Source organism: Gordonia sp. NPDC003504 (genome assembly GCF_053587995.1).
This window is the reverse complement of sequence record NZ_JBSFPC010000001.1, coordinates 713,897-733,062: the sequence shown is the minus strand read 5'-3', so window position 1 is coordinate 733,062 and position 19,166 is coordinate 713,897. Positions and strand designations below refer to the sequence as shown.

Sequence of the window (19,166 nt, the reverse complement as noted above, 5' to 3'; positions counted from 1 at the left end):
GTCGCATTGTTGCGCGGTCACATTGGTGATCGGAGTCGTCTGCGGGTGGTGGTGCGGTTGCGGATGGCGGTGCGGTTGCGGGTGGTTCGGCGTGGTCGTCGTCGGATCGGTGGGTGGGGGCGTGGTGGTTGTGGTGCGGGCGGTTGGGGTCTGATGAGCGGTGGTGCGATGCTGCGGTAGGTGTGGCCGGTGGGGGTGCGGATGTCGAGGGTGTGGGGGCCGTCGTTGGTGGCGAGGACGGTGTAGGTCCAGCCGTCGGCTTCCTTGGAGTGGTTGTGGTCACCGCAGGTGCCGTCTCCGTTGATGGCGGTGGTGGCACCGCCGCGGCGGTGGGGGTCGGCGTGGTCGATCTGTTCGACGGGGGCGTCGCAGTAGGGGACGCGGCATCGCTGGTCGCGCAGGGAGATGAAGTGCGCCAGGTTCTTCGGGAAGCAGCGACTGCGGGCGTCCATGGAGACGAGGGTGCCGTCGGCGGGTCGGACGTAGAGCCGGCGGATGGTGGAGGTGGTGGTGGCGTCGACGCCGAGGAGGATCAGGCGTCGGGCGATCTCGGCGGGGATGGGGCCGTAGCCGGGGATGTCGGCGGGTGCGTCGCTGGTGCCGAGCATGGTCTCGGCGGACATGATGAGGTTGACCGCGACGGGGACGGCGTCGGCGGTGGCTTGTCCGGTGACGCGTTCGACGAGGGTGTCGGCCATGATCTGGGCGCGGCTGCGGTCGTCGGCGCCGATGAGGGAGTCGGCGTGCTTCTTGAGGGCGGCGTACATGGCGATGCCTTGCACCATGGGTACCAGTGCCGACAGGTGGGTCATGAGGTCCGGTGCCGGTCGGACGCTGACGCGACGGTCCTTGTCGACCTTGGCTTTGCGGTCGACGACGGCGCGGGGTTCGAGTTGGTAGGCGAGTTCTTTGGCCTTGGCTTCGAGTTCTTTGTCACCGACGCCGTCCAATGCTGCGGTGTCGCTGCAGAGTTCGCGGTCGATGGTTTCGCGGGATTCGCGGGTGAGGTAGGCGGTTTCGCGGACGAGGATGGTGGCCCGCCATTCGGTGAGGTGTCCGGCGGCGAGGGCGGCGAGGGTGTGTGGCATCTCGCGGGTCAGGGCGCGGGCGAAGCCGAGGTGGCTGGAGCCTTTGCGTCCGGAGGCCTTGCGGGCCAAGCCGATTTCGGCGCCGAGGCCCTTGCCGCGCCGGCGTTGCGGGACACGGCGGGCTTCTTCGTCGGCGGCGCGGAGTTCGTCGAGGCGGGCGGTTTCACGGACCTGCGCGGCGGTGGCCGCGGATTTCAGTTCCTCGAGGACGGTGAGGCGGTCGATGGCGTCGGCTTCGGTTGCCGCCGAGGTCATCTCGACGAGCGAGGTCAGTGCTCGACGGATGTCGTCGGTCGTCTCGAACATCCCACCCCCGGATCTCGAATATGTGTTCCATGGTACACGTGTGTGGCGCAGCTGTCGATGGCCACATGGGACCTGTGGAGAACAGGAGTGCGCCGGTCGGATTCGCCCGGTCAGGGGATCGCCGCGGACCATCCCTCGAGTGCGTGCAACGTATGGATCGCCGCGGTGCGCGTGAGTGAGATCGGCTCGGCTCCAACGACTCCGAGTGATACCCGACGGAGGGTGTCGGACACCGGGCGGGCGCGATCACCGAGGCGGTCCAGCGCATTGGCGGCCTGCAGACGAATCCATCCGTCCGGGTGGCGGGCCATCGCGTCGGCGAGGTGCTGCAGGGCCCGGCGATCATTGACCACCATGACCAGTACTTCGGCGAGCATGAGGGAGACATGCGCCGAGGTCTCCGCGGCGAACGCGTCGCGAAGGTCGCCGGCGACCCGCGCACCGTGCGTGCCGAGCAGCCGGAATCCGCTTGCCGCCCAATAGTGCATCACCGCGTTGGGATGACGGAGAATCTGGTGAAAGACGGTCAGATTCATCGGGTTCCGGGTGATGGCGAGGCCGGCGAGGTGCGCGATCTCGGCGAGTGGGTAGGCCTGCGTCGATCTGCTGTTGACGTATCCCTCGATCGATGCGCTCTCCGGTATGAAGCCGTTGTCGTTGATCTCGAGCATGTGTGCGTCGAGCGCATCACGCAGTCGTGCAGCGACTTCCGCGTGCGCGGGACGCGCGGCGAGATTGGTCACCTCGTCGGGATCGTCGCGGATGTCGTAGAGTTCCTCGGCCGGTCGGCTCGTCCAGAACCGCGCGTGACGTTCGGGTAGTGTCCCGTGCTGATTGAGCGAGGCCCATTCCCGGTACCCGGCCTGCAGCCACATGAATTGCACGTGCTGGCCGTTGGGGACGTCCGGCATGTAGTTGCGGATGTAGCGAAATCGCTTGTCGCGGACTGTTCGGACGAAGTCGTAGCGTTCGTCCATCCGGTTGCGCATGCCGAAGGCGTACTGGGAGACGGCGAGCTCCGGCCCGCAGAAAGGGTCGCCGTCCATCCATTCGGGCAACGCGATGCCCGTGAGTGAGAGGACGGTCGGTGCGAGATCGGCGCTGACGCATACGGTGTCGTCGATGGTCGAACCGGGGTTTCCGGGTGCCAGGTGGGCGACATTCCGTCCGAATCGCGCGATGAGCGGGATCTTGAGTCCGCTGTCGTAGCAGAACCGTTTGGACCGGGGAAGGACCCCGCCGTGATCGCTGAAGTACAGGACGATGGTGTCGTCGGCGAGGCCGGCCTCCTCGAGTTCGCGTAGCCGGAAGGCGAGTTCGGAGTCCATCTGAGTGATCTGATTCAGATAGGTGGCCGCATCGTTGCGTGTGGTCGGGGTGTCCGGGTAGTAGTCGGGAATGCGGACATCGTCGGGCCGTGTCGGTCCACCGACGATGGGAGTCGGTGCCACGGCGTGGATTCCGGCGAGTTCGTGGAGGTAGGGCGCCGAGATGCCCGGGGGTGGCGACGGTGTCAGGAACGCCATCGACAACTCGTGGGTCATCGTCGGGTTGAAGACCGCGTAGAACGGTGCGCCTGCGGGCCGGTTGCGCCAATGTGCCTGGGGGGACGACTCATCCCAGGTGCGATCGAGATCAAGGCCGGCGGCGTTGTAGTCCTCCTTGGCGTTGTTGGTGCAGTAGTACCCGGCGTCGCGCAGGTATTGGGTCCACCCCGCGCCGTGGAGTTCGGTGGGAAGATCGCCGTCGGCGCGCATGTGGTTGGCGGGCGCGCTCCGCTCCGGCGCGACACCGGTGATCATTGCGAACCGGGATGGTGCGCAGACCGGGGCGGCGGAGAAGGCGTTGGCCCACCGAATGCCGCTGGCGGCAAGCGCGTCGATCGTCGGGGTGTGTGCGCGTCCGCCGTAGACGGCGAGATGCTGGGCTCCACAGTCCTCGCTCACCAGGACGAGAATGTTCGGCCTGCCGATCGGGCTCGCCTGCGCCGGTCCCACCGGCGCCATGGCCGCGGCGACACCCGCGATCAGGCCACCGGCGACGACCTGGCGACGGCTGAACGGTCGTGTCCGAGCGGACTCCGTCGCGAGCGATGGGCCGTGGGTCTGGCGGTGCATGTGCAGAGCATGGCAGGGCCGTTTGTTCCGAGCAGTGTTTCGAGACGTGTTGGGCCGAAGTCGCCTCCGTCTGTGCCGGTGGGGGTCCTGTCCGTCGTCTCGCGTCGCACGTCGTCGACGACGGCGGTGAAATTTGTTCCTTCAGAAGCCGCTGGGTCAGAGTTTGTGCCGATCGAGGAACGACTCGATGGCCGAGGCGAACACCTGGTTGTCGTCGCCGGCGACCATGTGGCCCGCCGCGCTGACGTCGGCGACCTCGGCGTGCGGTACCAGGGCGCGCATGCTGGCGATACCCGCATCGCTGACCACGTCCGACTTGCCGCCGCGCACGATCAACGTCGGTACCGTGACCCGACGCGCGGCGGCACTCAGACGTGCCGGGTCGGTGTGACGGCGCGGTTCGTCGTCGTCGGACACGATGAACTCGGGGTCCCAATGCCAGTACCAGCGGCCGTCGTCGTGTTGCCGCACGTTCTTGCGGAGGCCGTCGAGGTTGCGGGGCCGCTTGCGTTCCGGGTTGTAGGCGGCGATCGCGTCGGCGACCTCGTCGAGCGTGGCGAACCCGCCGACGTGGTCGGTCATGAACTTCTTGATCCGATCGACGCCGGCCGGCTCGATATCGACCACGACATCCACCAGCACCAGCGCCGTGGCGATTCCGGGATTCTCGCCGACCGTGCACAGACTGGTGATGCCACCGAGTGAGGCGCCCACCAGAATCGGGGGTGCATCGAGCGTCTTGACGAACCCGACCAGGTCACCGACGAATGCGCCGATCGCATAGTCCTTGTCGGGAGCCCAGTCACTGTCACCGTGTCCACGCAGGTCAAGGCTGTAGACCTCGTACCCCCGCTGCGCGAGCGCGGCTGCGCTGCGATCCCACGAATGCCGGGTCTGCCCGCCCCCGTGTAACAGAACGATGGGCGAGGGGTGATCGGCGGACCGCTCACCGAGCCACCGGTCACCGCTGATGCGCAAACCGGATACATCGACGGAAAAGTCTTGTGCACCAATGGTCGCCATTCATCGAGCATAGGTGATGAGGGGTCGCCGGCAGAACGATGCTCGAGACGATCATGACGACGGATGGCGGGCCGACGTGAGTGATGGCGCCACAATCGGTTTGGGGCTCTCGATCCGCTCAAACGTCGGTGTGCGCGGCCGCGAGGCCCGCGATTACGCGTCCCGGTTGTTGCGGAACTCGATAAGGGCGGACCTTATCCCGGTGTGGATGAAGTCGTTTCCCTTCCAGAGGAGCGGAAGGTTGCGCTGGATGGCCAGCGCGTAAGAGAAGCAGTCCCCGAAGTTCAGCTGGGCAGGATGACCCATCCCCTTACCGAAGTCCCGGAATGCCTGGCGGGCAATGTCGCCCTGTGTCTTGTCGGTGTCCACCACATCGACACCGTTCACATCGAGGATGCGATCGAGTCTCCGACCGGCCTCCGGGATCTTCTTCGTATCAACGACGATGCAGCATTCGAGGTACGTGGGGACCGACATCAGCGGCTGGTGATCAGCGAGGACTTCTGCGTAATCACGAGCATCGGGCTCAGCGGCGATGATGGCGATGATGGCGGAGGTATCGACCACGATCACGCCGGCATCCCGGAGTCGTCGTACAGGGTCGCAGTGGGGTCGTCGCCGGGGTCGAGTCCCAGCAGGTGCCCTAGTTCTGCGCCTTCTCGGAGGGTCGTCTCGACGGCATCGGCGGCCTTGAGTTTGCGTAGTCGTTCCTCGACCGCGCGTAGTACCGCTGTCTCCTGCGATTCGCCCGTCAGCTGGACGATCTCCTTCACCACAGAGTGCGTGTGGTCGTTCTTGATGTTCATGGCCATGCGGTACCTACCTACGTGATCTTGGTACCAAGCTACTACGGTCGCGGCCACCGGGGCTCTGCGAAAACCGGCCCGAGGAGGTGGCCGTCAGCGGTTGCGACGCCAGATCTCCGTCGACAGCAGTGTGGCGAATGCGCACCACGCCGGATACGCGGCCAGCGCTACCCCCGCGGTGCTGTCAGTCTGCGCGGTCCGCCGGGTGAGGTCGGCGCTGCTCGCGGTCAGCAACCCGGCGGCCAGCGCGGCCGGTCCGAGCTTGTGAGCGCCGAAGAACAGCCAGCTCCAGCCGGCGTTGAGTGCAAGGTTCGTGCCGAGCGCCACGGCGAACTGGCGCGCTTCGTCGTCGCGGGCGTCGTCGTGCAGACGGTCCAGGGTGGCGGCCGAAGTGAGTGCGATGTCGGCGTAGAGCGTCGTCCAGGCCAGCGGGAACACGACCGGAGGTGGAGTGAAAGGCGGCTTGCTCAGCGTCGGATACCAGTTCTCCACAGCGGATTTCGATGCCACGCTCCCGACGACGGCAGCAGCGGCGGTGGACGCTCCGGTGGCGATGAGGGTTTTCAGGCGCATGGTTTCACCGTACGTCGGCGGAGTCGAGGCGCACGCGCCTCTGTGTCATCGCCGGGTGTCGATGACCGGTGTGAGGGTCACGTCCTGGACGATCTTGTCACTGGTCGCGATGGTCAGGCCACGCCGGGTCGCTTGGGCAACGATCATGCGGTCGAAGGGATCTCGGTGCTCCCAGTTGAGTTGCCCGGCGATCACCGCGTCGGCAGAGTCGATGGCAAGATCGCTTGCCGCCATGGCGTCCAGCGTGGCAGTCCAGGTCGACAGGACTGGTCCGGCATCGAGTCGACCCAGTCGGGTCTTGATGGCGATCTCCCACGCCGACGCCGCAGAGACATACAGTTCATGGGCCGGATTCTCGAGCACTTCGAGCGCGTGACTCCCGAGGCGGTCAGGGTTCTGCAGCAACCACAGGAATGCGTTGGTGTCGAGCAGGACCGCGGTCACGAAGCGGACCCCTCCCAGATGTCCAACTCGGCTTCGGGCAACGGGGCATCGAAATCGTCGGGAATCACGAGTCCGGGAAACTGGCCGAACGCGCGAGGCCGTGCAGCGGTGGGGGAGACCACGGCCACCGCACGCCCATGGTTGGTAATCGTGACCGGTTCGCCGGTCCGCTCGACCTCGGCGAGGAGCGCGTTGAGACGCGCCTTGGCCTCGGTGCTGCTGACGGTCTTCATGGGCTCACAGTACACCGGTCGGACTAGTCTGAATAGTCATATTCGTCCAGTCTGGCTGCGTGGAGGTGCGACGCCATCTGACCACGCCGCGCTCACCGGATGGCCGAAGCATCCGAATACCCGGTCGTGTCGGAACCGCCGCACGGTGAACCGCTGGGCCGGCTAGGAGAGCTCTGCGCGCAGAATGTGGGCTCCCTGGGCGAGCGCGACCATCTTGTCCCGTGCGACACGTCGGGCGAGCGGTGCCATCCCGCAGTTCCCGCTGGCCCAGAGCTTGTCTTTGTCGACGTAGGGGAGTGCGCTGCGCAGTGTCGCCGCGACTTCCTCCGGCGTCTCGATGGTGTCGTCGGCGACGTCGATCGCGCCCAGCATGACCGTCTTGCCGCGAAGCAGTTCGATGACCTCGACAGGTACTCGCGATTTGTGACTCTCCAGCGACACGATGTCGATCGATGACCGTTGTAGGAGGGGGAATGACTCTTCGTACTGGCGCCACTCGGCTCCCAGCGTCGCCTTCCAATCGGTGTTGGCCTTGATGCCGTAGCCGTAACAGATGTGTACGGCGGTCTGGCAACTCAACCCGTCGGTCACGCGCTCGAGCGCCGCGACGCCCCAGTCCTTCAGTTCGTCGAAGAACACGTTGAATGCGGGCTCGTCGATCTGGATGACGTCGACACCGGCTGCTTCCAGGTCCTTCGCTTCTTGGTTCAAGATGGTTGCGAATTCCCACGCCAGCTTTTCGCGACTCTTGTAGTGGGCGTCGTAGAGCGTATCGACCATTGTCATCGGGCCGGGCAGCGCCCATTTGATCGGCTGATCGGTCGCTGCTCGAAGATGCGCCGCATCCGCTGCGAACACCGGCTTTTCGCGACTCACCGCGCCGACGACCGTCGGGACGCTCGCGTCGTAGCGGTCACGGATTCGCACGGTCTCGCGCCGTTCGAAGTCGACGCCACTGAGGTGCTCGATGAAGGTGGTCACGAAATGCTGACGCGTCTGCTCGCCATCGCTGATGATGTCGAGCCCGGCACGGCTCTGCTCGTGCGCGGCGAGCGTCTGGGCGTCGAGTTTTCCATCGCGCAGTTCGTCGTCGTGCAACTTCCATGGCGACCAAAGCTTCTCGGGCTCCGAGAGCCACGAGGGCTTGGGCAGACTGCCGACGATCGTGGCGGGCAGGAGTGTGTCCATCTCTCGTTCCTTACGGTCTCGCGTGGTCAGGCCGGTTGCTTGGTGGCCCAACGCTCCAGGACATGGCCGTACGGCTGCATGAGACTCACTTCGGTGAACTTTCCCTGTGTGGTGGCGAGCTGAGTGCGCTCGACACGGTCGTAGGTCACCAGCGGAAGCGAGTAGTTGCCGTTGTCGAGACTCGGCCGGTACACCTCCGACGCCGCAGTGTTCGCGTTGTAGATCTCGGGACGATAGATCTTCTGGAACGTCTCCATCGTCGCGACCGTTCCCGCGAGCGCGATGAACGAGTAGTCGTTGAGTAGATCGCCGCGGTGGTAGAAGGCCAACGGAGCCGCGGAGCCCGGAGGCATGAAGTAGCGCACCGTGAGGCCCATCTTCCCGAAGTACTCATCGGTGAGCGACAGCGCGTCCGCCTCGTACTCCACGCCGAGGATCGGGTGGCGATTGGTGAGCCTGGTGTAGGTCCGCGACGTCGAGACACTGATGCAGATGACCGGCGCCTGTGAGAACCGGTCGCGGTACTCGTCGGATTCCAGGAAACGTTGAAAGACCTGCCCGTGCAGATCGCCGAAGTCGTTGGGGATTCCTGTCGCCTGGTGTCCCGGGAGCCGGACGCTGAAATCGTAGTCACGGATGTAGGAGGAAAAGTTGTTCCCGACGATCCCTTCGATGCGGGCGCCCGTGGTGGTGTCGAGGATGTCGACGTCGAGCACTTCGATCACCGGGAAGGCGGCGTCGTCCCCGACTGTCGTGAGATGCAGATCCACCGAGACGATGTCGAGTTCGAGTTCGTAGCGGTCACCACGCGGATTGTCCCAATGGAGGAGCTCGTTGACACGGGTGTTCATCATCGACACCGCGTTGCGCAGGTTCTGCGGACGGTCTTCTCCGCGTGCGAGATTCGCGAAGTTCGTCGTGCCGCGCGAGTTGCTCGACGGGGTGTAGTCCTCGTCGAAGCGCGTCGTGCCGATGCTGAAGACACATTCATTTCTCATGCTCTGATGCCCCTATCACTGCGCAGGAGTGATTCCACGTGCGCGTCGTCGCGCGGTTCTCTGCTTGAGTTTCATAGCGCTTCGAAATCGAGCTCGCGATGGTCGAGGGTCAATCGAACGGACCCGACGACACCTGGGAGTCAGTAGTCCGAAGCGGCGCGAAAGTCAGTGTATGGAGACCGGCCGCGATAGCCTAATTCCTTCTTTCGATCGCCAGGCATAGGCATTGGCTATGTCAGCAGATCGACTCCGAACTCCGAGACGACATCGCGCATCTCCGCCACGAAACGCTGCGCCTGAGCGGTCAACGAGACCGAGGCATGGCCGATCCACCCGATCTCGATGCGTTCGTCCACGTCGAGCGCAACGTCGACGATCGACGGATCCAGATCGTCAGAGATGATGCCCGTCGAGATGGTGTAACCGCCGAGGCCGATCATCAGGTTGAAAATGGTTGCTCGATCGCTCACGCGGATCTCTTGCTTCGACGATCGCGTCGAGAGAATCTCCTCGGCGAGGTAGAACGAGTTGTTCACGCCCTGGTCGAACGTGAGCCGGGGCAGGTCCTCGAGGTCCTTCAGCGTCACGCTCTCTCTCCCTGCGAGGGGGTTCGTACGGGCGATGAAGATGTGCGGTGACGCGAAGAACAGCGGCGTGAAGACGAGCCCGGCTTCGCGGATCAGCTTGTTGATCACGCTTGCGTTGAAGTCGTTGCGGTAGAGCACACCGACCTCGCTCCGCAGCGTACGAACATCCTCGATGATGTCCCACGTGCGGGTCTCGCGAAGACTGAACGCATACTCGGCGGCTTCAGAGGCTTTCACCATGCGCGCGAATGCATCTACGACGAATGAGTAGTGCTGAGTCGATACGGCGCGGAGTCGACGTGAGGGGCCGCGCCCCAGGTACTTCTGTTCCAGAAGTTCTGATTGCTCGACGACCTGCCGCGCGTACCCGAGGAACTCCGCTCCATCGTCGGTGAGAGTCACTCCCCGCGTCGAACGGACGAAGAGCGTACGTCCCAGCCGACCTTCAAGGTCCTTGAGCGCCGCGGACATGGTTGGCTGCGCCACATACAGCACGTCGGCCGCGGCACTGATCGATCCCTCCGCTGCCACCTCCACGAAGTAGCGCAACTGCTGCAGGGTGATTCCCCGCAGCGCTCCCGCGGTCTGCCGTGCCATGGCAAGAGACTATCGAGCCGCCGATCCAGGAAAAGCGTCCGCCAGTCCAGAAACGGACCGCGCGCGGCAGCAACGGTAATGTGATCACCATCACAATCACGAGAATACTTGAGCGGAATGGACTCAACTCTACTCGCGTTGACACCACCGAACGGCCATACTTGAGCCGTACCGACTTAAGAATGTAGAGAAAGGTGCACACGAAGTGGACAGCTTCACCCCCACCACCAAGACACAGCAGGCGCTCAGCGCTGCGGTGGCTGCGGCGGCCGCTGCCGGCAATCCTGACGTGCGGCCTGCCCATATCCTGGTTGCTCTGCTCGATCAGTCCGACGGAATCGCTTCGCCCCTGCTCAAGGCGGTGGGAGTGGACCCATCGGCGGTTCGTACGCAGGCCCAGGCCATGGTTGACCGCGCGCCGACGGTGTCGAGCGCGAGCGCGCAGCCCCAGCTTTCCCGCGAGTCGATCGCGGCCGTCAGTGCCGCGCAGCAACTCGCAACAGAATTGAACGATGAGTACGTCTCCACCGAGCACCTCGTCGTCGGTCTGGCGACCGGTGATTCCGATGTCGCCAAGCTGCTTCACAACGTCGGTGCGACGCCGCAGGCGTTGCGCGAGGCGTTTGTTGCCGTCCGCGGGAATGCCCGCGTGACCTCCGAGGATCCCGAGTCGACCTATCAGGCGCTCGAGAAGTACTCGACCGACCTCACCAAGGCCGCCCGTGAGGGCAAGCTCGATCCGGTGATCGGCCGTGACTCCGAGATCCGTCGCGTCGTGCAGGTGCTCTCCCGTCGTACCAAGAACAACCCGGTCCTCATCGGTGAGCCCGGCGTCGGCAAGACCGCCATCGTCGAAGGGCTCGCCCAGCGGATCGTCGAGGGCGACGTCCCGGAGTCGTTGCGCAACAAGACCGTCATCTCGCTGGACCTCGGCTCGATGGTCGCCGGTGCCAAGTACCGCGGCGAATTCGAGGAACGTCTCAAGGCCGTCCTCGACGAGATCAAGGGATCGGCTGGACAGGTCATCACCTTCATCGACGAGCTGCACACCATCGTGGGTGCTGGTGCCACCGGCGATTCCGCGATGGACGCCGGCAACATGATCAAGCCGATGCTGGCCCGTGGCGAGCTGCGACTGGTCGGTGCCACCACGCTGGAGGAGTACCGCCAGTACATCGAGAAGGATGCCGCTCTCGAGCGTCGCTTCCAGCAGGTGTACGTCGGTGAGCCCAGCGTCGAAGATGCCATCGGTATCCTGCGTGGCCTCAAGGAACGGTACGAGGTGCACCACGGTGTGCGCATCACCGATTCCGCATTGGTCGCTGCCGCAACGCTTTCCGACCGCTACATCACCTCGCGGTTCCTGCCGGACAAGGCCATCGACCTGGTCGACGAGGCCGCGTCGCGGTTGCGGATGGAGATCGATTCGCGCCCCGTCGAGATTGACGAGGTCGAACGCATCGTCCGCCGTCTCGAGGTGGAAGAGGTTGCGCTGCAAAAGGAGCACGACGAGGCGTCGAAGGCGCGGCTGGACAAGCTGCGTCAGGAGCTGGCCGACCAGAAGGAGAAGCTCAACGAGCTCTCCGCTCGCTGGCAGTCGGAGAAGACCGCCATCGACGCGGTCCGCGACACCAAGGAAGAGCTGGAACGCCTTCGCGGAGAAGCCGATCGCGCCGAGCGTGACGGTGATCTGGGACGGGCAGCCGAGCTGCGCTACGGCAAGATCCCCGGTCTGGAGAAGGAACTCGAGGCCGCGATCGAGAAGAGCGGCACCGATCCCGACGGTGACGTGATGTTGCAGGAGGAGGTCGGACCCGACGACGTCGCACAGGTCGTGTCGGCGTGGACGGGTATCCCCGCCGGCAAGATGCTGGAGGGCGAGACTGCGAAACTGCTTCGGATGGAAGAGGAACTGGGTCACCGGGTCATCGGCCAGACCGACGCCGTGGTCGCGGTGTCGGACGCGGTACGGCGAGCCCGTGCCGGTGTCGCCGATCCCAACCGGCCACTCGGATCGTTCCTGTTCCTCGGGCCGACCGGTGTCGGCAAGACCGAGCTCGCCAAGGCATTGGCGGAGTTCCTGTTCGACGACGAACGCGCGATGGTGCGTATCGACATGAGTGAGTACGGCGAAAAGCACGCCGTCGCACGGCTTGTCGGTGCCCCTCCGGGGTACGTCGGCTACGAGCAGGGCGGTCAGCTGACCGAGGCGGTGCGTCGTCGCCCGTACACGGTGGTGCTCTTCGACGAGGTCGAAAAGGCCCACCCGGACGTCTTCGACATACTGCTGCAGGTTCTCGACGAGGGACGCCTGACCGACGGCCAGGGCCGTACCGTGGACTTCCGCAACACCATCCTCATCCTCACCTCGAACCTCGGTTCCGGTGGCAACGAGGAGCAGGTGATGGCGGCGGTGCGCGCGGCCTTCAAGCCGGAGTTCATCAACCGACTCGACGACGTGGTGATCTTCCAGGCTCTCAGCCCGGAGGAACTGGTGTCCATCGTCGACATCCAGCTGGCACAACTGCAGAAGCGGCTGGCCCAGCGTCGCCTCGAACTCGAGGTCACGCCCAAGGCCAAGGAATGGCTGGCGGAGCGGGGATTCGATCCGCTCTACGGCGCACGTCCGCTGCGGCGGCTCGTGCAGCAGGCCATCGGCGACCAGCTCGCCAAGGCACTGCTGGCCGGCGACATCCGCGACGGCGACGTCGTGCCGGTGAACGTCTCCGCCGACGGCGAAGGCCTGGTGCTCGGCTGATCTGAGCAATATGACTGAGCCGCAAGGTTTCCCGACAGGAGGCCTTGCGGCTCAGTTGTCTGTTCGTGCCGGATTGGCGTCGAGGTCAGCCGGGATGGATGATCCCGCCGATGTTGGGAAAGTGAGTGCTTCATGTCGAATCCCTTCGGGAAGGATTGATTGGCCGCGACGTGCTGTGACGTTGGTGATCCGGCCGATCGTGGGGGATTGCGAAGCGCCGCGTCCGGGTCGCGGGGTGCGTTGAATGCAGGTCCACTGAACGGGGGACGGACGCGACCGGCCGGCGCGTCTCCGCACGTCACGTGAGACCGTCCCCGAATGGAGTTGCCGGGGGACACCGCAGACACGGCCGTATCCGATGACGCCGAGCAGGCCGGGCAAACCGCTGCCGAGTCGAACCGGATGCTGCCTCGCCCCTGGGCGGTCGCCCTCGGTGCATTGACTGGCTTGGCGTTGGCCGCGGTACTCGTCGCCACGGCGTTGACAGTGTTGAACGATCCGGCATGGCACCGTACCTCGGACAGCGTCTCGGGGCCGCTCGGGACGGATGCGGTGATTCTCGCCGTGATCACCATCGTCATGGTGATTGGGTTCCTAGGCTTGTCCGTCGTCGCCCGGGTACCGCGCTGGGTGCCGTTGGTGTTCGTGCTGGCGACATGCGCGATCGCCTTTGTCGCGTTGATCGCATTCAACCCGGACAGTTCGCGTAACGAGACCGCCGACGAAATCGCCCGCACCGCACAGGTGTTCCCCCACGTGCTGAACATGCCGTCCGGGTCACGTTATGTCTTCTGGACGTGCGTGGTGGTGACCTCGGGCATGGTGGCGGTGGCCGTTGCCGCTTACGTGCGCCGCGCCGGACGACCAGAGCGATCATGGTTTCTCGGCGCGACGGTCACGGTTGCGCTCGTGGCGACGGCAGTCGGTGCGGTGATCGTGTGGCCGGAGACGCCCGGCCCTGAGCGAACCGGGGAAGGATCAGGGGGTATCGCCTTTCAACAGCCGCAGTACCTCATCGGGAAGTTCACCGCGATCCGGCCGTCGGATGAATCCCGTAACGCCCGACTGTATTCACCCGTCGTGCTACCCGTCGGGTTCGCGGTGATCGACGGAGAATCCGTTCTGGCGCGGTCCGGACACACCGGCGACCGAGTCTGGTCGGTCGACTTCGGCGCGGAGGTGAGCGCCATGTGGTCCTCCGAGGTGACCCAAGGAGGCGACACGACAGCGATCCTGGCGCAGGTCGCATACACGCCCTGGTCGCCTATCACCTATGGCATCGACGGGACCAACGGCAACATCCTGTGGAGCAGTGATGATTTCGGTCCCATACTCGACGCGGCCGGCTCTGCCGACGTGATGGTGGCGATGGTGGAAGACCGCGGGGAATCGGTCACGGGCGACGCGACAGACGTCGACAGAGACGGCGATGATGACGTGTCGGACGACTCCGCGGCACAGACCAAACCGACCACACTCAAGCGCATCGACATGACAAGCGGGAACTGGACATCGCTGAAGGCCTATGGTCCGTCACGCACCTGCCAGTACGACGGCCACGTCCATTCTGACGGATACGAGGCCGCGATCGCCGAGACGTGCGTCGATCCGCGCGGAATGCGGATAGCGCGGTTCAGTTTGGGGTCGAACGAATACGTCGAGCCGATCACGCCGGACCTCTTGGGATTCTACGACGGCGACGCGCGTATCTCCATCGCGGACATGCGGTCACGTTCGATGTTGATCACGGTGACCGGTGCCGATCCAGGCACGGACAAATCCGTGGTGTACGGCACCGAGATCGGGAGCGCACGGGTCGCTTTGCCCGCCGGATACCGCGGCACCGACATTCTGGCCGGAATCGGTGCCTACTCGTACACCGTCGCCGCGCAGGCGCCCAACGGGACCAGCGCTGTGATCGTCAGCGACCTGTCCGAATCGCCGGCGAGGTCCACGATCACCCCGACCGACACGATGGCGGGGGACGAATCAGGTCACTGGGCCGCTACCGGCGATGCGCTCTTCACGACCGGTGTGTACCGCGAGCCGCCTGAATTCAGTGCCGACACCGGGTACGCGCGTCAGATCGCTCCCCTCACCATTCTTCGGAACGCACCGATCGGACCGGCGTCGCAACGCATGTCCATCCAGATCGCGCCGAGTCCGTGCCCGCAGCTGAAGTCGGACGCGAATGGGTTGCTCACCGTCGGCGGCGGTGTTCTCTTCTTCTGTGCCGCCGGTCTGGGTATGCAACCCGTGCTCTACCTGATGAGCTGATGTGATGGGCGGAGGGGCGCGCTGAGCTGTGGTTGGTGGAGGTGCGATCACGGCGTGCGAGGTCGCGACACCTCCTCGGCCAGCGCCTCGTCGGGCTCGGTCGGTGGGGTCGTCGGGCTCGGTCGGCGGCGGGCGTAAGTGTCGGTGCCGGTGGGTAACGTCGTGTCCAATCCGAGGGAGGTAGCGATGACTGATGTGATCATCGGCGATGACGGCAGAGCGCGGTGCGTATGGGCGGCGGTCGAACCCGAGACGACCTATCACGACACCGAGTGGGGATTCCCGCTCTCGGGTGACACCGCCCTGTTCGAACGGGTCTGTCTCGAGGGTTTCCAGTCGGGGCTGAGTTGGCGCACCATCCTGAACAAGCGGGAGAACTTCCGAAAAGCGTTCAGTGGCTTCGACATTCCCACGGTGGCGCGGTTCAACGACGCCGATGTCGCACGCCTGCTGGATGATGCCGGCATCATCCGGCACCGCGGCAAGATCGAGGCGGCCATCAACAACGCCCGCCACGCCGAAGGGCTCATCGACGAGCGCGGCTCGCTCGAGGCGTTCTTCTGGGAGTACGCGCCCGGTGACGATCACGAACCGGGGTCGATGACGAGGTCGCCGGAGTCCACCGCGCTGTCGAAGGATTTGAAGAAACGCGGCTGGCGGTTCGTCGGGCCGACGACGATGTTCGCGCTCATGCAGGCCGCCGGCTTCGTCAACGATCACGCCCATGAGTGCGTGATCAGGCCGACGGTCGCGGCCGCGATTAAAGCTCACACGCGGCCATAGCGGGGCGAATCGATCATCTCGTTTCGGCCGGACCTATGGTCCCGGTTTGGCCACGAGGTGTTGACCACGTCACAGACCCGGCCTAGATTCGATCTGGAAACGATCGTTATCAGAAGAGGGGGTCGCAGATGGCGACGCATACGATGGCTCCGGTTGTTCGTGCGGCACGTGGACACATTCACACGCCCAAACGCCCATATCTGCCGCTGCCGCACGGCCGTCGGCATCCGACCAGCATGGTGGAGCTCATCACGGTTGTCGGTCTGACCAGCGGCGTGGCCAACATCATCATGCAACTGTCGTTGCCTCCCGTCGGCCACGGAGTCAACGAGAGTCGAGTCGCGTCGGGAAGTCCGCGGCGGTATCCGATGAAGCGCTCGCGCACCACCGGCACCTACCTGTCCGTCGCGCTGCTGGGCACCCAGGAGGAAAAGGACGACCTGCGTAAGCACATCGTCGAGATGCACACGCCGGTGGTGTCGACCCCGGAGAGCCCGGTGCGGTACAGCGGCAACAGCCCCGAACTGCAACTGTGGGTGGCCGCCTGCCTGTTCCGCTTCTACCTCGATCAATACCAGCTGCTGTACGGCGAACTGCCCGAGGCCGATCTCGACGTGCTGACGCGCGCCGCCGAGCCGCTGGCCACCGGTGTCAATGTGCGGCCATCGCAATGGCCGCAGAGCTGGGCGGAGTTCACCGAGTACTGGGACACCGTGGTGCCGAACCTCTCTATCGCGCCGGCGGTCCGTCACGACTTCGAGACGCTGTCGAACCTCGAGTTCGTCGTGGAGGCGTGGGGACCTGTGGGCAAGGCGTTCCCGGCGATACTGGGCAATCACTTCGAGTTCATGACCAAGGGAAATCTTCCGCCCGAGTTCCGCGAACTGATGGGCTGGGAGTGGTCGGAAGGCGCTCAGAAGAAGTTCAACCGCACTCTGCGTCGGATGCGGACGTTCGACCAGCTCGGGGGACGCTACCTGGCGCTGGGACTCGTCTGGTCGTACATGATCGACTACCGGATCCGGCGCCGCCTCGACGTCCCCGTCCTGGGCAAGCTGCGCGTGTCCGACCGGCCCGTCAAGGACGGCGGTGGCCTGCGGACCATCGCACGCCGGACCGGCCGGAAGTCGGCCCACAAGGCGGATTTGCCGAAGGCGGCCAGGGAGTCGTCGGGCTGCCCGTTCTGATCACGCTGATCACGCCGCGAGATGCGTGACCTGCGGCGCAAGGCGCTTGAGGCCCTGACGGATTCGTGACTTCACGGTGGGGAGGGCGACGTCGAGGTGGTCGGCGACCTCGCGGTAGGTGAGGCCCTGGAAGTACGCCAACTCGATGGCCTCCCGCTGCAGGGGAGTGAGCAGTCCGAGGGCCGAACGAATCGTGCGAGCCAGTTCCCTGCGCTCGGACAACTCGATGACGACGTCACGGTCCGCTCGATCGGCGTGCTCGGTGGTGCCGTAGGTGAGGGTGCGGCGCTTGGATGCGGCCTCCGAGCGCACCCGGTCCACCGCCCGACGATGGGCCAGGGTCATCAACCAGCTGATCGCCGAACCCTGCTCGGCGTGGAACGACGCGGACGACCGCCACACCGCGAGGTACACCTCCTGGGTGACCTCCTCGCTGTGGCCCGGGTCGCGCAGCACGCGCAGCACCATGCCGTACACCCGGGAGCTGGTGAGGTCGTAGAGGTCGGCGAACGCCGCGTGATCGCCGGTGGCGGTCCGGGTGAGGAGGATGTCGATGTCATCGAGTTGGGTTCGCATGAGTCGGTCTCCCTCGTGAGCGGCTGGTCGGTGTTGCCGCTGCAGCGGCGTGATGCCGACTGGGAGGCTGACCCGGTGTCTTAAGACGCTAGGCGCCGGCGCCGGGCGGATTACTGTTCAGCACGAAACCGCGACGCGATAGCAACGGTGATCACGGATTGGTAACGAAGGTGGGTCGGCGCAACCGGTGATCGTGCAGTCCGCGGGTCAGTAGGCTGGTCGTCGTGACGCCAGGCGATCCGACCCCACCCTTCGATGCCGCGACCGATGCGAAGTATGTGCAGCTCACGACGTTTCGCAAGAACGGCAACGCCGTGGCGTCACCACTGTGGGCAGCCGCCGACGGAGACCGCCTCTACATGTGGACGGTGACCGACTCGTGGAAGGTCAAACGCATCCGCAACAACCCGAATGTGATCGTGCAGGGATGCGATGCGCGTGGCCGGAAACTGATCGGTCAACCGGTGACCGGCACCGCCGAGGTCCTCGATACCGCGGGCACCGAGAAGGCCCGCGCACTCATCTCCGGCAAGTACGGAATCCTCGGGTGGATCACGATCAAGGCGAGCCTGCTGCGACGCGGTAAGGACGGCACGATCGGTGTGCGGATCACACCGGCCGCAGGCTGACGAAGAAGCCGGCGTCGCGGGTCGGGTGGTCACACCTCAGCCGTTACCCGGTGCCCGGCAGTGGCGATCTGTTCGTGGCACCGCGCCCAGAGCGCCTCGTGCTCGACCGGCGTCATACGTCCGGCGGCCACCTCACGGTCGGCGGTACGCAACTCGCCGGCCGTCTTCTCGATGATGCGCCGCATCACCAGATCCTCCACGCCCTGCCCCGGGCCCGACCACGATTCGATGATGCACATCCGATGCCGGCAGGTCGCGGTGCGTCGCTGAATCGGGACCACGACGGCCAGCGCCACGACCGCGCCGACGGCCGCACCGACCGCGGCATGCACACCGGACTTGGCGGCCGCGCAGATGCCGGCGATCAGCGCCAGCGCCACCACCGCGGGCACCCACCGCCACAACCGCAACCATCGCCGTTGCTCCGGGCTGGTCCCCGGCGGGTAGATCACCAGACGATGCCGAACCCACTGACGGGCGTATCCGACCTGCACATATCCCCAGACCGCGTCGCCCGCGACGACGGGTCGGCGGCACTCGATGTCACTCATGCATCCGGAGTAGTCCGGTCCCGGCCGCCCACGCGTATTCCTGACCAGATCTCAACGCCGGCAACCGAATTCTTGACGACTTCTTGACGGGCGCGGATGCCCGCGGAGGCGCCTGCGAAAGGGGCGTCAACAAGTCGTCGGATCGCGTATGGATCGCGTTAAGAGGTCTTCCGGCGGGCGGCGCACGGCCGCATCATCACTGGGGTGCGTGATCCCGCCGGGTCGCGTGAGGAATGTTTGTGAGGAGTTTGCGTCATGGCCGATGGCCTGTATGTGCTCGCCGCGGTGGTGGGCTTCGCCCTGTGCGTCCTGGTGGTCCAGGGTGTCGACACCAGGATCCGTCGATGACCGCGGACGGCGTCGAAACGGTCGTCCTGCTGGTGCTGTCGGCGATGGTCGTGGTGTACCTGCTGTGCGCTCTGATCTTCCCGGAAAGGTTCTGATC

19 protein-coding genes are annotated in these 19,166 nt (G+C 65.2%); 6 read left to right on the top strand and 13 right to left on the bottom strand.

What is annotated here, in order from left to right; all coding sequences use genetic code 11:
* Nucleotides 1-17: 17 nt before the first annotated feature.
* From ACWDPV_RS03225 to ACWDPV_RS03175, 11 genes are all read right to left on the bottom strand, one after another.
* The gene (locus tag ACWDPV_RS03225) at nt 18-1,394 is read right to left on the bottom strand and encodes an HNH endonuclease (RefSeq protein ID WP_449741724.1); all 1,377 of its coding nucleotides are present in this window, start codon (nt 1,392-1,394) and stop codon (nt 18-20) included.
* A gap of 110 nt (nt 1,395-1,504) precedes the next feature.
* Nucleotides 1,505-3,511 (bottom strand): sulfatase family protein, encoded by a 2,007-nt coding sequence (locus tag ACWDPV_RS03220; protein ID WP_449741723.1) that lies wholly within the window; start codon nt 3,509-3,511, stop codon nt 1,505-1,507.
* Nucleotides 3,512-3,667: 156 nt separating this feature from the next.
* On the bottom strand, nt 3,668-4,534 hold the full coding sequence (locus tag ACWDPV_RS03215) for an alpha/beta fold hydrolase (RefSeq protein WP_348807313.1): 867 nt from the start codon (nt 4,532-4,534) through the stop codon (nt 3,668-3,670).
* Nucleotides 4,535-4,687: 153 nt separating this feature from the next.
* Entirely contained in the window at nt 4,688-5,107 is a 420-nt protein-coding gene (locus tag ACWDPV_RS03210; protein WP_348809799.1) for a type II toxin-antitoxin system VapC family toxin, read from the bottom strand.
* Entirely contained in the window at nt 5,104-5,340 is a 237-nt protein-coding gene (locus ACWDPV_RS03205; protein WP_348807311.1) for a type II toxin-antitoxin system VapB family antitoxin, read from the bottom strand. The genes ACWDPV_RS03210 and ACWDPV_RS03205 overlap by 4 nt, the downstream gene beginning before the upstream one ends.
* A 93-nt stretch (nt 5,341-5,433) precedes the next feature.
* Complete coding sequence (locus ACWDPV_RS03200; RefSeq protein WP_348807310.1) at nt 5,434-5,913, bottom strand: TspO/MBR family protein; 480 nt, start codon at nt 5,911-5,913, stop codon at nt 5,434-5,436.
* A 45-nt stretch (nt 5,914-5,958) separates the two neighbouring features.
* Entirely contained in the window at nt 5,959-6,357 is a 399-nt protein-coding gene (locus tag ACWDPV_RS03195; RefSeq protein ID WP_348807309.1) for a type II toxin-antitoxin system VapC family toxin, read from the bottom strand.
* On the bottom strand, nt 6,354-6,590 hold the full coding sequence (locus ACWDPV_RS03190) for a type II toxin-antitoxin system Phd/YefM family antitoxin (RefSeq protein WP_348807308.1): 237 nt from the start codon (nt 6,588-6,590) through the stop codon (nt 6,354-6,356). The genes ACWDPV_RS03195 and ACWDPV_RS03190 overlap by 4 nt, the downstream gene beginning before the upstream one ends.
* A gap of 162 nt (nt 6,591-6,752) precedes the next feature.
* Complete coding sequence (locus ACWDPV_RS03185) at nt 6,753-7,778, bottom strand: methionine synthase (RefSeq protein WP_449741722.1); 1,026 nt, start codon at nt 7,776-7,778, stop codon at nt 6,753-6,755.
* 26 nt (nt 7,779-7,804) lie between these two features.
* The gene (locus tag ACWDPV_RS03180; protein ID WP_449741721.1) at nt 7,805-8,776 is read right to left on the bottom strand and encodes a putative oxygenase MesX; all 972 of its coding nucleotides are present in this window, start codon (nt 8,774-8,776) and stop codon (nt 7,805-7,807) included.
* A gap of 230 nt (nt 8,777-9,006) precedes the next feature.
* A complete protein-coding gene (locus ACWDPV_RS03175; protein ID WP_449741720.1) occupies nt 9,007-9,960 on the bottom strand; it encodes a LysR family transcriptional regulator in 954 nt (317 codons plus the stop codon).
* 205 nt (nt 9,961-10,165) lie between these two features.
* On the opposite strand from ACWDPV_RS03175, the gene clpB reads away from it, so the two are divergent.
* From clpB to ACWDPV_RS03155, 4 genes are all read left to right on the top strand, one after another.
* Nucleotides 10,166-12,718 carry an ATP-dependent chaperone ClpB gene (gene clpB / locus ACWDPV_RS03170; RefSeq protein WP_348809796.1) on the top strand — a complete coding sequence of 851 codons (2,553 nt, stop codon included), beginning with the start codon at nt 10,166-10,168 and terminating at the stop codon, nt 12,716-12,718.
* A gap of 318 nt (nt 12,719-13,036) precedes the next feature.
* Nucleotides 13,037-14,995 carry a hypothetical protein gene (locus tag ACWDPV_RS03165; protein ID WP_449741719.1) on the top strand — a complete coding sequence of 653 codons (1,959 nt, stop codon included), beginning with the start codon at nt 13,037-13,039 and terminating at the stop codon, nt 14,993-14,995.
* A gap of 186 nt (nt 14,996-15,181) precedes the next feature.
* Nucleotides 15,182-15,778 carry a DNA-3-methyladenine glycosylase I gene (locus tag ACWDPV_RS03160; protein WP_449741718.1) on the top strand — a complete coding sequence of 199 codons (597 nt, stop codon included), beginning with the start codon at nt 15,182-15,184 and terminating at the stop codon, nt 15,776-15,778.
* A gap of 236 nt (nt 15,779-16,014) precedes the next feature.
* The gene (locus tag ACWDPV_RS03155; protein ID WP_449741717.1) at nt 16,015-16,965 is read left to right on the top strand and encodes an oxygenase MpaB family protein; all 951 of its coding nucleotides are present in this window, start codon (nt 16,015-16,017) and stop codon (nt 16,963-16,965) included.
* Nucleotides 16,966-16,974: 9 nt separating this feature from the next.
* Here the strand turns inward: ACWDPV_RS03155 and sigK are convergent, their stop codons facing one another.
* Nucleotides 16,975-17,541, bottom strand: coding sequence for an ECF RNA polymerase sigma factor SigK (sigK, locus tag ACWDPV_RS03150; RefSeq protein ID WP_449741716.1), 567 nt, complete (start codon nt 17,539-17,541; stop codon nt 16,975-16,977).
* Between the two features lie 224 nt (nt 17,542-17,765).
* On the opposite strand from sigK, the gene ACWDPV_RS03145 reads away from it, so the two are divergent.
* Nucleotides 17,766-18,170, top strand: coding sequence for a PPOX class F420-dependent oxidoreductase (locus ACWDPV_RS03145; RefSeq protein ID WP_449741715.1), 405 nt, complete (start codon nt 17,766-17,768; stop codon nt 18,168-18,170).
* Nucleotides 18,171-18,199: 29 nt separating this feature from the next.
* Here ACWDPV_RS03145 and ACWDPV_RS03140 read toward each other — a convergent pair whose 3' ends face one another.
* Nucleotides 18,200-18,721 (bottom strand): DUF6611 family protein, encoded by a 522-nt coding sequence (locus ACWDPV_RS03140; protein WP_449741714.1) that lies wholly within the window; start codon nt 18,719-18,721, stop codon nt 18,200-18,202.
* Between the two features lie 344 nt (nt 18,722-19,065).
* Between ACWDPV_RS03140 and ACWDPV_RS03135 the strand changes: the two genes are divergently transcribed.
* Nucleotides 19,066-19,164 (top strand): potassium-transporting ATPase subunit F, encoded by a 99-nt coding sequence (locus ACWDPV_RS03135; RefSeq protein ID WP_449741713.1) that lies wholly within the window; start codon nt 19,066-19,068, stop codon nt 19,162-19,164.
* Nucleotides 19,165-19,166: the final 2 nt, after the last annotated feature.

Excerpts from the sequence above, each read along its gene's own strand:
- ACWDPV_RS03140 (WP_449741714.1), bottom strand. The coding sequence starts at position 18,721 with ATGAGTGACATCGAGTGCCGCCGACCCGTCGTCGCGGGCGACGCGGTC.
- ACWDPV_RS03190 (WP_348807308.1), bottom strand. The coding sequence starts at position 6,590 with ATGAAGACCGTCAGCAGCACCGAGGCCAAGGCGCGTCTCAACGCGCTC.
- ACWDPV_RS03215 (WP_348807313.1), bottom strand. The coding sequence starts at position 4,534 with ATGGCGACCATTGGTGCACAAGACTTTTCCGTCGATGTATCCGGTTTG.
- sigK (WP_449741716.1), bottom strand. The coding sequence starts at position 17,541 with ATGCGAACCCAACTCGATGACATCGACATCCTCCTCACCCGGACCGCC.
- ACWDPV_RS03180 (WP_449741721.1), bottom strand. The coding sequence starts at position 8,776 with ATGAGAAATGAATGTGTCTTCAGCATCGGCACGACGCGCTTCGACGAG.
- ACWDPV_RS03135 (WP_449741713.1), top strand. The coding sequence starts at position 19,066 with ATGACCGCGGACGGCGTCGAAACGGTCGTCCTGCTGGTGCTGTCGGCG.
- ACWDPV_RS03175 (WP_449741720.1), bottom strand. The coding sequence starts at position 9,960 with ATGGCACGGCAGACCGCGGGAGCGCTGCGGGGAATCACCCTGCAGCAG.
- ACWDPV_RS03205 (WP_348807311.1), bottom strand. The coding sequence starts at position 5,340 with ATGAACATCAAGAACGACCACACGCACTCTGTGGTGAAGGAGATCGTC.
- ACWDPV_RS03165 (WP_449741719.1), top strand. The coding sequence starts at position 13,037 with ATGGAGTTGCCGGGGGACACCGCAGACACGGCCGTATCCGATGACGCC.
- ACWDPV_RS03225 (WP_449741724.1), bottom strand. The coding sequence starts at position 1,394 with ATGTTCGAGACGACCGACGACATCCGTCGAGCACTGACCTCGCTCGTC.
- ACWDPV_RS03160 (WP_449741718.1), top strand. The coding sequence starts at position 15,182 with ATGACTGATGTGATCATCGGCGATGACGGCAGAGCGCGGTGCGTATGG.
- ACWDPV_RS03185 (WP_449741722.1), bottom strand. The coding sequence starts at position 7,778 with ATGGACACACTCCTGCCCGCCACGATCGTCGGCAGTCTGCCCAAGCCC.
- ACWDPV_RS03220 (WP_449741723.1), bottom strand. The coding sequence starts at position 3,511 with ATGCACCGCCAGACCCACGGCCCATCGCTCGCGACGGAGTCCGCTCGG.
- ACWDPV_RS03200 (WP_348807310.1), bottom strand. The coding sequence starts at position 5,913 with ATGCGCCTGAAAACCCTCATCGCCACCGGAGCGTCCACCGCCGCTGCT.
- ACWDPV_RS03155 (WP_449741717.1), top strand. The coding sequence starts at position 16,015 with ATGGTGGAGCTCATCACGGTTGTCGGTCTGACCAGCGGCGTGGCCAAC.